At 36.9% G+C, this 13,532-nt stretch carries 13 protein-coding genes; 3 read left to right on the top strand and 10 right to left on the bottom strand.

Annotated features, from left to right (window positions below; translation table 11 throughout):
- Positions 1 to 392: 392 nt before the first annotated feature.
- The gene (locus tag ACSHWW_RS13015) at positions 393 to 632 is read right to left on the bottom strand and encodes a hypothetical protein (RefSeq protein WP_435682899.1); all 240 of its coding nucleotides are present in this window, start codon (positions 630 to 632) and stop codon (positions 393 to 395) included.
- A gap of 93 nt (positions 633 to 725) precedes the next feature.
- Here ACSHWW_RS13015 and ACSHWW_RS13010 point away from each other — a divergent pair, with 93 nt between their 5' ends.
- Positions 726 to 2,180, top strand: coding sequence for an aminoacyl-histidine dipeptidase (locus tag ACSHWW_RS13010; RefSeq protein WP_435682898.1), 1,455 nt, complete (start codon positions 726 to 728; stop codon positions 2,178 to 2,180).
- Between the two features lie 496 nt (positions 2,181 to 2,676).
- Here the strand turns inward: ACSHWW_RS13010 and ACSHWW_RS13005 are convergent, their stop codons facing one another.
- The 3 genes from ACSHWW_RS13005 to ACSHWW_RS12995 all read right to left on the bottom strand — a co-directional run bounded on the left by ACSHWW_RS13005 (position 2,677) and on the right by ACSHWW_RS12995 (position 5,455).
- Positions 2,677 to 3,837 (bottom strand): peptidylprolyl isomerase, encoded by a 1,161-nt coding sequence (locus tag ACSHWW_RS13005; RefSeq protein ID WP_435682897.1) that lies wholly within the window; start codon positions 3,835 to 3,837, stop codon positions 2,677 to 2,679.
- A gap of 63 nt (positions 3,838 to 3,900) precedes the next feature.
- Positions 3,901 to 4,461 carry a gliding motility-associated peptidyl-prolyl isomerase GldI gene (gldI, locus tag ACSHWW_RS13000; RefSeq protein WP_435682896.1) on the bottom strand — a complete coding sequence of 187 codons (561 nt, stop codon included), beginning with the start codon at positions 4,459 to 4,461 and terminating at the stop codon, positions 3,901 to 3,903.
- Positions 4,430 to 5,455 (bottom strand): DHH family phosphoesterase, encoded by a 1,026-nt coding sequence (locus tag ACSHWW_RS12995; RefSeq protein ID WP_435682895.1) that lies wholly within the window; start codon positions 5,453 to 5,455, stop codon positions 4,430 to 4,432. Before ACSHWW_RS12995 ends, gldI begins: the two co-directional genes overlap by 32 nt.
- A 354-nt stretch (positions 5,456 to 5,809) precedes the next feature.
- Here ACSHWW_RS12995 and ACSHWW_RS12990 point away from each other — a divergent pair, with 354 nt between their 5' ends.
- A complete protein-coding gene (locus ACSHWW_RS12990; protein ID WP_435682894.1) occupies positions 5,810 to 6,229 on the top strand; it encodes a nucleoside-diphosphate kinase in 420 nt (139 codons plus the stop codon).
- A gap of 75 nt (positions 6,230 to 6,304) precedes the next feature.
- On the opposite strand, the gene ACSHWW_RS12985 is transcribed toward ACSHWW_RS12990, so the two are convergent.
- The 6 genes from ACSHWW_RS12985 to ACSHWW_RS12960 all read right to left on the bottom strand — a co-directional run bounded on the left by ACSHWW_RS12985 (position 6,305) and on the right by ACSHWW_RS12960 (position 10,145).
- Positions 6,305 to 6,928 carry a hypothetical protein gene (locus ACSHWW_RS12985; RefSeq protein WP_435682893.1) on the bottom strand — a complete coding sequence of 208 codons (624 nt, stop codon included), beginning with the start codon at positions 6,926 to 6,928 and terminating at the stop codon, positions 6,305 to 6,307.
- A 93-nt stretch (positions 6,929 to 7,021) separates the two neighbouring features.
- Complete coding sequence (locus tag ACSHWW_RS12980) at positions 7,022 to 7,216, bottom strand: hypothetical protein (protein WP_435682892.1); 195 nt, start codon at positions 7,214 to 7,216, stop codon at positions 7,022 to 7,024.
- Positions 7,217 to 7,222: 6 nt separating this feature from the next.
- Positions 7,223 to 7,804, bottom strand: coding sequence for a Maf family nucleotide pyrophosphatase (locus ACSHWW_RS12975; protein ID WP_435682891.1), 582 nt, complete (start codon positions 7,802 to 7,804; stop codon positions 7,223 to 7,225).
- 2 nt (positions 7,805 to 7,806) lie between these two features.
- Entirely contained in the window at positions 7,807 to 8,718 is a 912-nt protein-coding gene (locus ACSHWW_RS12970; protein ID WP_435682890.1) for a geranylgeranylglycerol-phosphate geranylgeranyltransferase, read from the bottom strand.
- A gap of 94 nt (positions 8,719 to 8,812) precedes the next feature.
- Positions 8,813 to 9,346, bottom strand: a complete 534-nt coding sequence (locus ACSHWW_RS12965; protein ID WP_435682889.1) for a KdsC family phosphatase — start codon at positions 9,344 to 9,346, stop codon at positions 8,813 to 8,815.
- Positions 9,336 to 10,145, bottom strand: coding sequence for a Rossmann-like and DUF2520 domain-containing protein (locus ACSHWW_RS12960; RefSeq protein WP_435682888.1), 810 nt, complete (start codon positions 10,143 to 10,145; stop codon positions 9,336 to 9,338). The genes ACSHWW_RS12965 and ACSHWW_RS12960 overlap by 11 nt, the downstream gene beginning before the upstream one ends.
- An 86-nt stretch (positions 10,146 to 10,231) precedes the next feature.
- On the opposite strand from ACSHWW_RS12960, the gene ccsA reads away from it, so the two are divergent.
- Complete coding sequence (gene ccsA, locus ACSHWW_RS12955) at positions 10,232 to 13,531, top strand: cytochrome c biogenesis protein CcsA (protein WP_435682887.1); 3,300 nt, start codon at positions 10,232 to 10,234, stop codon at positions 13,529 to 13,531.
- The last annotated feature ends 1 nt before the right edge of the window (position 13,532 follow it).

The following is a 13,532-nucleotide window of genomic DNA, read 5'->3' as shown; positions in this document are numbered from 1 at the left end:
AAAAAGCTCCTTTCCTTAGATATTGCATCCGACGAGCGAAGTTTACGTAGCGAGAGGAATGCATCGGTGGGCAAAGTTTGCGATAGCAAGCTTTGGTCGGAAAGGTTGAAAACACGTATGACGTTCCTATAATCCAATCGTATTTTCAACCACTCCTGATACTCCTTTGTCAAGCAAAGGATCATCTGTCCTCGCCTTTTCTAAGGCGAGGAGCTCTCAAATAGTAGAATAAAAAAGCTCCTTTCCTTAGATATTGCATCCGACGAGCGAAGTTTACGTAGCGAGAGGAATGCATCGGTGGGCAAAGTGCGTGATAGCACGCTTTGGTCAGAAAGGTTAAAAAAACGCATCTCATTAAAACCTTGAATTTCCGCACTTGATGCGGAAACTTCTTATTCCACCTTGTTACTTCGTTGCAACTTCCCAACCACAAAAATTATTATAAAATAAATCAACGCAACCCAAGGCGCACCGTGCATGAAAGTATCCCAATAATCCATTAATTCCATACCATCGCCGCCGCCAGCAATCCATTTGAGTTTTCCCCAAAGATGTGGCTCTGGACGGAAAGGTGCGAGACCTAGCGTTAAACTAGCAACTAATGCAAGAAGTATTTTCTGTTTTAATTTCATGAAGGCAAGATAAGAATTGTTAGGAAAAATAAGGGAATTCAAATGGTGAAGCCGTTGTCCTATCTTATCTTAGCAAACCAAATTAAAATAACTATGTCACAAGAAGTAAGAAATCAAGAACCACAAGTGCTTTGGAATCATTTTGCCGATTTAAACGCTGTACCACGACCTTCAAAAAAGGAAGAACGTGTACGTGCTTTTATGGTAGATTTTGGTAAAAAGCTAGGTTTTGAAGTAGTGGAAGATGCGATAGGAAATGTGATTATTAAAAAATCTGCGAGTCCTGGAATGGAAAATCGTAAAACCATCATAATGCAATCGCATATAGATATGGTGCATCAAAAAAATAACGATACAGAATTTGATTTCTTAACTCAAGGAATCGACATGTATGTGGATGGAGATATCATAGGTGCTCATGGAACAACTCTAGGAGCAGATAATGGAATAGGAGTAGCGGCAATCATGTCTGTACTTTCTTCAAGTGATGTTGCACATCCAGCTATTGAAGCGTTGTTTACTATCGACGAGGAAACCGGAATGACTGGAGCAAAGGAACTTGATAAAACCATTTTATCAGGAACTATTCTTTTAAACCTAGACACTGAAGAAGATGATGAGATTGATATAGGTTGTGCTGGTGGAGTAGATATTACAGCAACTAAAAATTATGATTTAGAAAACGTTTCCTTTGATTACACAACTTGTGTGCTTACTGTAAAAGGCTTGAATGGTGGACATAGTGGAATGGATATCATTAAAGGTCTAGGAAATGCAAATAAAATGATGACTCGTTTGCTCGATGCTATGCAAAAAGCTGGCGACGTTCATATAGAAAGTATTCATGGTGGTAGTTTACGTAACGCTTTACCACGTGAGGCAAATACCATCATCAGTTTTAAAAAGACTGATGCGATTATGGATAAATTTAATCGTTGTAAAGAAGCAATCCATGATGAGTATAAATCGCTAGAAGTAAATCTAGACATCACATTAACAGAAACAACAGCTGCAAAACTTGCACTTACTGCTACAGATAGTCGTCACTTAGTATTTACATTACTAGGAATTCATCATGGAGTTTATCGCATGAGTCCAGACATTGCTGGTCTTGTAGAAACATCTAACAATCTAGCTCGTATCACGCTAGAAAACGGAGCATTACAAATCGCTTGTTTAACAAGATCATCTGTAGAAAGTTCTAAAACAGATCTTGCCTCATCCATAAGTGGTGTGATGAAACTTGCTGGTATGGAAGTAAAGCTTTCTGGTCACTATCCAGGATGGCAACCTAACACAGATAGTGAGATCCTTGATATTGCCAAAGCTAAATACGAAACGTTATTCAACCATTCACCTAGAGTAGTGGCATGTCACGCAGGATTAGAATGCGGTATTCTAGGAGAACGTTATCCAGGATTAGACATGATATCATTCGGTCCTAACATACGTGGTGCACACAGTCCAGATGAGCATGTGGAAATTCCATCGGTTCAGAAATTCTGGAAGTACTTACTTGAGATTCTTAAGGATATTCCTAAGGCTTGATTCCTTACTTTTATTTGATATACAAGAGCCTTTCTTTACTTAATAGAGAAAGGCTTTTTTTTCAATTTAAATAGCTGTTGTTGTTAAGTAAAAAATCGTGTATTCAACCTTTCCGACCAAATTTCCGTAAACTCCAATTTGCCCACCTTTCCTCATCTGAGGCAAGGAGCTTTTTAGATTCTACTTTGTAAAAGCTCCTCGCCTTAGAACCTGCATCCGACGAGTGATGTTTACGTAGTGAGAGGAATGCACTAAGGACAGATTTGATTATAACTTTGTCAACAATTAAATCAGGAGTGATTGAAAACACAGATGATTTTAAGCAGTATTTAGCTTTTTCAATCCGTCATAACGAGTAGCGATAGCTACAAAGTAAACTACTGTTTTGAAAACGAATTACAGTTTGCCAAGCTGCGCTCGCTATGACGATACTCAAAAAAAACGCAACAAAAAAAGCGCCCAACCAGGCGCTTTTTAATTCTATATAAAATGAAGTTTACTCTTGTGGTAATACTTCCATTTCAAAAATAAGTTCAGCATTGGGTGGAATTACATTTCCAGCACCGCGCTCACCATATCCTAAGTCAGATGGTACAAATGCTACAATCTTATCACCATAGTTCATAGTTAAGTAAGCATGTTTGAAACCTACCGCTCCCATAGGAGTTGCAGGATCATACTTTACTGGAATAGCTTGATATGCACCTGCTTGGTCTTTACGTACGTTATAGTTGCCATAAATCTGTGCGGTATCTACATTACTAGTGTCAAATAAATTACCGTCTTTAAAGAATCCAGCATAATCTATTTTAATTTGAGAACCTAGTGCTGGCTTAACACCGCTACCTTCTTCAAGTTTATAAACCATCACATCGCTATCAGATAACTTAGTTGCTTTTGATCTCCATTCTGCTAATTGTGCTGCTTTTTTTGCTACCATGTCTGCAGCTTGAGCTTGTCTTTCTGCTGCAAGTACTGCTGCTTTCTCAGCTGCAGCTGCTTTTTCTTCTTGAATACTTGTAAAAGTCTTTACAGCATCCCATTTTTTTGCCGCTTTACCTTTTCTGATAATGCGTATCGTTTGCATCTTAACTTCTTCAAGTGGTCTGTGGTTTGCTTGAGCATTTACAGGAATGGCTGCGATAGAATCGATAACTGCAAGTCCTTCAACTACTTTTCCAAATACGTTATACTTGCCATCTAGTGATGGAGTTGCTTTATCCATTATAAAGAATTGTGCTCCATTTGTATTAGGACCAGCGTTTGCCATAGAAAGCACACCTTTTTCATCGTGCTTTAAAGAGTCAACGATTTCTTGATCAAACTTATAACCTACGTTACCAGATCCAGTTCCTGAAAAATCTCCACCTTGAATCATGAATCCTTTCATTACTCTGTGAAATAACAAACCATCATAATATGGCTTACCTTTTAAACTATCTACAGCTAGAGTAGGGTGATTACCTTCGGCAAGTGCTACATAATTTGCAACCGTTAATGGCGTTGCCTCATAGTATAACTCAGCAAACATGGTTCCTTTGTCCGTAACAATTTCTGCATAGATTCCGTCTGGAGCGTCTTTATATTTGTCTTCTTCACATGAAGCTCCTGTAAGGATTACAGCAAGTAATAAAAGTATTCCGTGTACTTTTTTCATTATTCTAATTTTTAAAAATTTAAGTTGTTTTTATACGCTTTCGCGAAAGCGCAATGATAAGAATTATTCTTCTAAATTTATACCTAGTAATTTAACGTCACTTTTAAACGCAACGTTAGTTCCTATACGGTCTTGATCGCCATAATAGCCATATCCAGTGTAAGATGGAAAGTAGAATGTAGCCTCTTCATCAACCTGCATTAACTTCAAAGCATCTCGCATACCACGGAAGATTCCATATTCCTGTTCCATACTTTTAGTGATAGGAGAAAGTTCTTCCTTATTATATATGGTATCTCCATTAAGCGCAATGACGTTGTATTCAAAAGTCACACGATCACCAAAAACAGGTGTTTTTCCTTTTACAGAATCTTTTTTAGTAAAAGAATAGTAGAATCCATTTGTGGAGCGTTCAAATTTTTGATCGAGTCCTGCAATGACTTTTTCTATAGCAGCTTCCTCTGCAGCATAGATTTTTTTATTGTTCTCAATAGAAATTTCTGTAGTAGAACTGGTGTTACGGCTTACTGGTTTACGCGGCTCTGGAGCTTTGCAACTAGCTGTAAATAGGATTAATAGAACTATTATGCTATTAAACAATGGTGTCGCTAAGTGCTTTTTCATAAGAAGGCAAGATACTAATTAATTTTTGCTCTGTAGCTTTCATATTAAGATCAGAACGTCCACCAGCAGCATTTTTATGACCACCACCGTGGAAGTGTTCACGAGCAAGTAAATTCACGTCAAAATCACCTTTAGAACGTAATGAAATCTTAATTATTCCATCATCTTTATTCTCTATGAAAATAAGTGCAAACACAATTCCTTGCAGACTTAAACCATAGTTTACAAAACCTTCAGTATCGCCTTTTTTAAAGTTGTTATCATTAAGTTCTTGCTGACTTATCGTGATATAAGCTGTTTTGTATTCTGGTAATATTTGTAGGTTGTTCAATGCAACGCCTAGTAACTTCATGCGTGATGGCGTGTTGACATCATATATATTACGATTAATCGCTTCACTGTCTGCACCTTTATCTTTTAATTGTGCGGCAACTCTAAGTGTGGTGCTCGTGGTAGAACGGTATTTAAAGTTTCCCGTATCTGTAATGATCCCAGTGTACATAGATGCTGCCATGTCTGGAGTGATCAAATCGGTATGCTCCATCATATCCATGAAATGATAAATCATCTCACAGGTGGAACTCATAGATGTATCGCTATACATATAGGTTGCAAAATCATCGGGTTGTTGATGATGATCGATCATTACATAAGTAGTTTGAGTCGCAGTAAGGATTTCTTCCATATCGCCAGCGCGATGAAAGGCGTTTTGGTCGAGGATAAAAATAAGATCTGCGGCTTTTATCAATTCGTTTGCTGCGGCTTTCTCTTTTTCATAAATCATGATATCATTTGTGAACGGTAACCATTTCAGGAAATCGGGAAAGTCGTTAGGCGATATGATTTTACAATTATGATCTAGCTGATTGAGATATCCATAAAGTGCTGTGGTAGAACCTATGGCATCACCATCGGGATTGCGATGTGGTACAATCACTATATTTTGTGGAGTGCTCAGTTGATTTTTGAGCTCTTGAATTTGAGTTTTATCCATGGTTGCAAAAGTAAGTAATAGCAGCCTGATTAACGATTGATGATTAACGATTTGAGATTAACGATTGATGATTAACGATTTTTGATTTGCGATTTTTGATTTAAGATTTAGAGCACAGATCATAGAGTTTAGAGTTTAGAGTTTAGAGTTTGGAGTTTGGAGTTTGGAGTTTGGAGTTTGGAGTTTGGAGCTTGGAGCTTGGAGTCTAATAAAAGTGTTGACTTAGGCAGCTTAGCGGTCTATCATTATAGTAGTTTGATTACATATTTGATACTCACTTAAAAAACAATGTAACTTTTAATGTTACAATCGACTTTAAGCAGTACTTTTGCACCGCATTTTAAAAACAGAAAAATGGCAACTAACAGAACATTTACAATGATTAAGCCTGATGGCGTTGAGAACGGACACATCGGTGCTATACTTGAAAAGATTACAGCGAGCGGTTTTAAAATCGTAGCTTTGAAATTAACTCAAATGACTCAAGCAGATGCTGAGACATTTTATGCCGTTCACAACGAGCGTCCATTCTTTGGTGAGTTAGTAGAATTTATGACTCGTGGACCTATCGTTGCGGCTATTCTTGAGAAAGAAAACGCAGTTGCAGATTTCCGTACACTTATAGGAGCTACAAACCCAGCAGATGCTGCTGAAGGAACCATCCGTCAGTTATATGCAACGAGTATGGGAGAAAATGCTGTTCACGGTAGTGATAGCGATGAGAATGCTGCTATAGAAGGAGCTTTCCATTTCTCAGGTCGTGAGATGTTTTAATTAGAAAGCATTTATAATATTTCCTAGGTTAGTTTCTAGGAAAAAAAAATCCACCGTTAGGTGGATTTTTTTTGTTTAGTGAGTTTTTTTGATTAATTCGATTACACCGCTAACTTTATCTATTCCGAATTTGAGATAAGCGTTATAACCTTTATAAACTTTGATTTCGTAATCATCTAAATCCGATTCTATATGTTTTAGTTTTCTCTTTAATTTACGATTAATCTTGTGTCGTTTTTTTACTAAACCATAGGAATTTGAGCGAGCATTTTTTTGCAGATACTCTTTACCATCAATTATGTAAGTGGTATAGTTGCTTTTTTCGCAATACTTGATGGGAATATAAATTACTTGGTATTCTTTGTTTAAAAGTACTTTATCAGCTATAATGATTTCATTTAGTTTTGAAAAGTGTTGTAAACCATAATGACGTAGTGTTTCTATATCACTTTGGCTTTTATGGATTTTAAGAATTCTACCTTCAAACTTGAATTTTAAATTTTCCTCAAATTGGAACCGCATGTGAAGATTTATGGAGCTTAATTTTATGGTAGAGTCATTTATTATTTCTATATAATGATTTTGAGCTAAACTATCTGTAACCATTCCATAGTAAATACCTCTAGGTAGCTCATTGGACGCTGAAAGTTGAATCGCGCATAGCAGAAAGAAAATCAAACTAAAAAGTACTTTTTTCATGAGGACAAATTAGAATTCTAATCTTGTTTGGTAAAGGTCGAATGAGTAAACAAGCGTTTTGACTGAGTAAACTATAGATTTAATTATGTTTTTTTATTCTTTATTACTTCGCTTGCCATGTCTATAAACTACAAATCCTCCCAAAGCTCCAATAACCAACATAAACAACACTTCTACAAGCCATAATTTCCAATTAAACATTTCTAACTGAAAAGAGATATCAGACAAATAGAACAAGGTTCCAAAAGCCAATGAAACAATTAAAATAATAGGGATAATCTTTTTCATCATGTCTTACATATTCTTCAAAAACCCATACACCTTAGGCAACGGTAATCCCATCACATTATAATAACAACCTTCAAGTTTCTTAACAGCAGCATAGCCTAGCCAGTCTTGAACTCCATAAGCTCCAGCTTTGTCCATAGGTTGGTAGGTTTTTACGTAGTATTCTACCTCTTCTGGAGTTAGATTAGCAAAATGAACTTTAGTGCAATCGTTAATGACGGTTTGTTGCGTAGTTGAAGTAAAGCAAACTGATGTAAACACTTCATGAACCTGACCACTCATAGAAGTAATCATATCAATGGCGTGTTGGTCGTTTTTAGGTTTTTCAAGTGGTGCGTTTTTGAACCATACTATGGTATCACTCGTGATTAAAAGTTGGTTGTCTTTTAAATCGTTTTTAAAAGCACTAGCTTTTAAAACAGCGAGATAATCTGTGATTTGTGCTGCTTTTAAATCGGATGAATATACTTCATCTACTGGTCTGGTTTCTATTCTAAAATCTATATCAAGTCCTTTTAAAAGCTCTTGTCTTCTAGGAGATTGTGAAGCGAGAATGATTTCAGTGTTCTTAAATTTTTCTTGTAGCATGATTATATGGTTAGAGCAATGACTGCCATGGAGCATATTCCTGTAAGTAATACTACCTTTAGAATAGTGCTTAACAAATGAAACTGAGCTGTTTTTTCTGAGCTCCAAAGTCGCAACATCACATACATTAATGGAGCGATGATGATAAATACAAAGTAGAATAGTGCGATCTGGTTTTGATACAGGTAGTTATAGACGTACCAAACTAATAATCCAATAACGCCAAATAAAAATACACTTACCACTCGAGCAGCTCTTATTCTGCCTATGGCAATCGCCAGCGTATTCCTACCACCAGCATGGTCACCATTAATATCTTCACAATCTTTTACCCATTCACGAGCTAGATTGATTAAAAAAGCACCAACTGCAAAGTCAAATAGTATTTTCAACATGGTCTGTTGTGCACCTTGATTCACTGGTGTAATGACTGGATATAATTCAAAGATCCCAGTGATCATAATTACTAAACCTACTAATAGTGAGATGACTATGTTTCCAACCAGCAACATACTTTTAAGCGTAGTTGCATAGATATATAAAAGAAAAGCTACAAATACAAACACTGTAGCCATAATAGGTTTGTCAAGGCTGTTTGCTAATATAAATCCAGCAATAACGGCTATTACGGTAAGCACGGCATAAATAGTAAATGCACTGTTTTCTGAAATGGATTTACCGACCAGTACTTTTTCAGGCTTATTAATGGTATCAATTACTACGTCTTGAATGTCGTTAATGACGTTTCCACCAGCAGTTAGTAATGCGGTAGATATTATAAGTAACGAGAGTTGCCACCAGCTCAGTGCCATATCTACACCTGACGGAATAAGAATCGCATACACGATTACTAATTGGGTGAGAATGGTCATCAATACATTAGGCCAGCGTATGAGTTTAAAGAATGTGAGCATTAATTAAAAGTTCAAAGTTTATGGTTTAAAGTTCAAGGTTCATAATTCAAATATTCTATCACCAAATTGATTCATTAACTAATCACCAAATTATTTAACTCGACTGCGTATTCTTTCCACCAGCAACGTGCCATTTCCCTTGCACTTTTAGTACTTGTTCTATCACATCACGTACACAGCAATCGCCACCATTTTTATGTGAAATGTAATCACTTACGGCTTTCACCTCAGCAATCGCGTCTTGTGGACAAGTTCCTAAACCTACAAATTCTATAGCTTCCACGTCGGGCATATCATCACCCATGTAGAGCAATTGAGAAGGTTTTAAATCGTGTTTTGTAACATATTCATGGAGTATTTCCATTTTATCATGAGCATCTAGAAAGACATCTTTAACACCTAGACCATTCAGTCGTGTCTTAACACCTTGATTACGTCCGCCGGTGATGATGCATACTTTAAATCCTTGATTAAGAGCAGTTTTAATAGCATATCCATCTTTTGCATTCATGGTTCTGAGCAGTTCACCACTTTCAGAAATGAGCATTCTGCCGTCTGTGAGAACTCCATCTACATCAAATATGAACGTAGTAATTTCATGTAATAATTCTTTATAACTAGTTGCCATAAGTGTTTTTAATAGATTGAGTAATCGCATCATACATAGCACGATCATTGGTTTTTAAAGAGTTGAGATGTCTTGCAATAGTCTGCTCATCGTTGCGACGTGCTGGACCAGTTTGTGCCGCCAGCGGACTTAAATCCTGTGCCTTGGCGAGCGTTTCATTCATCAATGGATATAATAGAGACGCATCAATTTGCGATTCCTGTAAAATCTCATCGGCCTTTGTGTAGCAATGATTTACAAAATTATTCATGTAAACGGCTGCAATATGCAATCGGCCACGCTGTTGAGAATTGAGATGTGTTAGTTTTCGCGAAAGCGTGTTTCCTAAATCTTCCAGTACATGTTGAGTTACCGTATTATTAAACTCAATACAGATAGGTAGATGATCAAATACCATAGCTCTAGACTTACTAAAACTTTGCGGAATGTAGAAAACCCCATGGTTTTTATGTCTTGAAACGGCATCCATAGCTACACTACCACTGGTATGAACTACCACAGCATCATTCTTTATAGAATCACTTACCTCTTTAATGAAATCGTCTGGTGTGGCGATGATGATGAGATCCGCTTTAGGAAGCTCATCAATTGAGTAGAGTAGTGGTGCTTTAAATTCTGGAATTTCACGAGCAGATAAGTTGTAATAGCCTACTAATTTTAGGGTATTTTTAACGTTGTTGTTATCTGCTTTCGCGAAAGCTGAATTATCAACATTTAAAAGCGCATCCTTCTGATTTTCAATTGCTTTACACAAGTGATACCCTAAGTTGCCGGTGCCTATGACAATAATCTCAATCATGTTGTAAAAATACGAACTGCAGGACGACCTACAAGCTAGGTGAAACGGGTTTTGTAAAGTATCTTTGCAAACTGTAAAACAGCGCTATGAAAGATCACTGGATTGTCAAGTTACTTATCTCTACTAGAACCATGACTTTTTTGCTATTAGCATTTGCGATTAGCATGGCGATAGGAACGTGGATTGAGCATATTTATGACACGCCTACTTCTAAGAAATGGGTTTATAATGCCTGGTGGTTCAGCGGTATAATGTTTTTACTAGTTCTCAATTTTATAGGAAATATTAAGCGATATCAATTGCTGCAGTGGAAAAAATGGGCAACGCTAACTATGCACTTGTCCTGGATTCTTATCATTATAGGTGCTGGAATTACTCGCTATATTTCTTATGAAGGAATGATGCTGATCCGTGAAGGAGAAACTGAAAATTCTTTTTACTCAGACGAGACTTACATGAGCGTGATTATGCAAGGAATGAGTCCTGATGGTCAGGAAATGCAGCGGGAAGTAAAAGACAAAATGCTCATTACTCCTTATGATTATGATTACACTCTTAATGAGAAGTTTTATGATAAGGACATTTCTATAAAGATCGACACGTTAATATATGATGCGGTTGAAGGATTGATTCCTAGTGAAGATGGTAAAGATCGTTATTTAAAAATAGTTGAGGCTGGTCAAGGTACTCGACATGACCATTTATTAAAAGATGGCGAGAAGGCGCTTATTCATAACACACTTTTTGGGGTGAATCTAGATCCAGAACTTGCTGCGGCTGAAGATGTGATCAACATCGTAGAGAACTGGAACGGTTACACGATCCAAACTCCATTTGAAGGTCAGTTCATGCGCATGGCAGATCGTATGGAAGGCGAGGTTTTTAAAGACAGCATACAGCCGTTGAACTTACGTTCTTTATATACGATTGGGAATATGCAATTTGTAATTCCAGAGCCTATTACTGCAGGAACCGTAGGAATTATCAAATCTCCAGAGCCTACTGGTGCAAAAGCTTATGGAATAAAAGCAACGGTAACATCGGGTGAGGAAAGTGAGCAAATAGAACTGTTAGGAGGAAAAGGAATTATTAAAGATTATGTAGATGTAGATATTAATGGAGTTAAAATGTACGTTAAGTATGGATCTATTATGAGAGAAATTCCATTTTCTATCACTCTAGAAGATTTTATTGCCGACAAACATCCTGGAACCGAGAAAGCATATGCAGCGTTTGAAAGCAAAGTAATTGTAACAGATAGTACAGGTAGTACTCCAGAACGTATTTATATGAATAATGTACTTGATAAGGAAAGTTATCGCTTTTTTCAAGCTGGATTTGATCCCGATGAATTAGGAACACACCTATCTGTAAATCACGATTTTTGGGGTAAAACGGTCACTTATGCTGGTTACTATCTATTGTATCTAGCTATGCTCGCTTTGTTGTTTGATCCAAATACGCGTTTTGGTGAATTAGGAAGATTGATTACTCGTGTAAATAAGAGAAAAGCAAAAATGATGACTGCTATTCTAGTCCTTTTCATGAGTTCATTTGCAATAGCTCAAGATGGTCATGAAGGTCATGATCATGCACCAAGTGATCATCAAGAACAAGCTGTTGTGCAGTCATCGGTAGATTCTCAAGAACCTGTTCGAACTAAACTTATTCAAACTCCAGTTTCTCGTTTAGACAGTATTATTGTGGCAAATATGATTCCGCAAGAACAAGCGGCAAAGTTTGGTGAAGTAATCATACAAGATAATGGTCGTATGAAGCCGGCAAGTACACTAGCATCAGAACTTCTGCGTAAGATCTCAGAAAGAGATTATTATGAAGCTCATGTAGGAGATAGTGTCGTGCGATTATCACCAGAGCAGACGCTGCTAAGTATGATGCAGTTTGGTAATCTGTGGTATGAAGTGCCATTAATTAAATTAAAAAGAGGTAATGATTCTATTAGAGATATTTTAGGAATAGATCGTTCTAGAAAATATGCTGCTGGAATGGACTTTTTCAAATCTCCAGATGGTGAGTTTATAGGTTTTAAACTAGCACCATATCTAGACGAAGCAAATCAGTCTGATCAAAAGAATGCCTTCCAGAAGAGTTTTATAGATGTAAATTCAAATTTAGGATTACTAGATCAGGTAGTTTCTAGTTCCATGATTAGAATATTCCCTAAGCCTAACGATCCTGGGAACAAATGGTATTCTTATCCTGAGCTCAATGAGGCAGGTTTTAAGGCAACAGATTCCGTTTTAACTAAGCAGTTCATTCCAGCTTATTTACAAACCTTGAGATATGGTAAGGCAAAAGGTGATTATAGCGAAGCAGATCAAGTACTTGCAAGTTTAAATCGTTTCCAAAAGTCTTATGGTGAACAAGTAATGCCTAGTGAAAATAAAATTAAGGCAGAAATTCTCTATAATAAGTACGACATCTTCAAGAATCTATATATGTGGTATGGATGGTTTGGAGTATTCTTAATCATCTTATTGGTCGCTGAGATATTACTTACTAAGCCTATGAAGGAATTGCGTTATGCGATTCAATTTCATAAAATCGTGATTATAGTACTTTTTATAGCGCACATGATAGGGCTAGGATTAAGATGGTATATAAGTGGTCACGCTCCATGGTCAGATGCTTATGAGTCTTTGCTTTATGTAGCTTGGGCGCTCATGTTGTTTGGTGTGTTGCTAGGTCGCAAAAGTGAGTTAACTATGGCTGCAGCGGCATTTGTAGTCGCCATTGTTTTATGGGTAGCACATTTGAACTGGTTAGATCCTAGTGTGGCAAATATTCAACCAGTACTGGATAGTTACTGGTTAATGATTCACGTAGCTGTAATAGTTGCTAGTTATGGACCATTTGCTCTTGCCATGATTTTAGGAATCATCACATTCATATTGATGATTTTTGCAAACGAAAAGAATAAGAAGCGCATGGATTTAAACATCAAGCAGCTTACTTACATCAATGAAGCAGCAGTGACAATAGGATTGATCATGCTTACCATAGGTAATTTCTTAGGTGGAATGTGGGCAAATGAAAGTTGGGGACGCTACTGGGGCTGGGATCCTAAAGAGACTTGGGCATTAATAAGCATATTCGTTTATGCTATCGTTTTGCACTTGCGTTTAGTTCCTGGATTGAAAAGTAGATGGACTTATAATTTATGGTCTATCCTTGCTTTCTTGTCGATTCTTATGACTTATTTTGGTGTGAACTTTTACTTGTCAGGACTGCATAGTTATGCAAGTGGTGATCAAGTATTATCCTTACATTATGTAGGTTACTTTTTACTCTTTGTAGCAGCGATAGGAATTCCAGCTTATATTAATGAGAAGAAGTTGTTCAAGAAGAAGAAAAGAGAAGAATAGA

The organism is Nonlabens sp. (genome assembly GCF_051251825.1).
Lineage (GTDB): Bacteria > Bacteroidota > Bacteroidia > Flavobacteriales > Flavobacteriaceae > Nonlabens.
The sequence above is the reverse complement of the archived record's forward strand: the minus strand, read 5'-3'. Positions and strand labels throughout refer to the sequence as shown.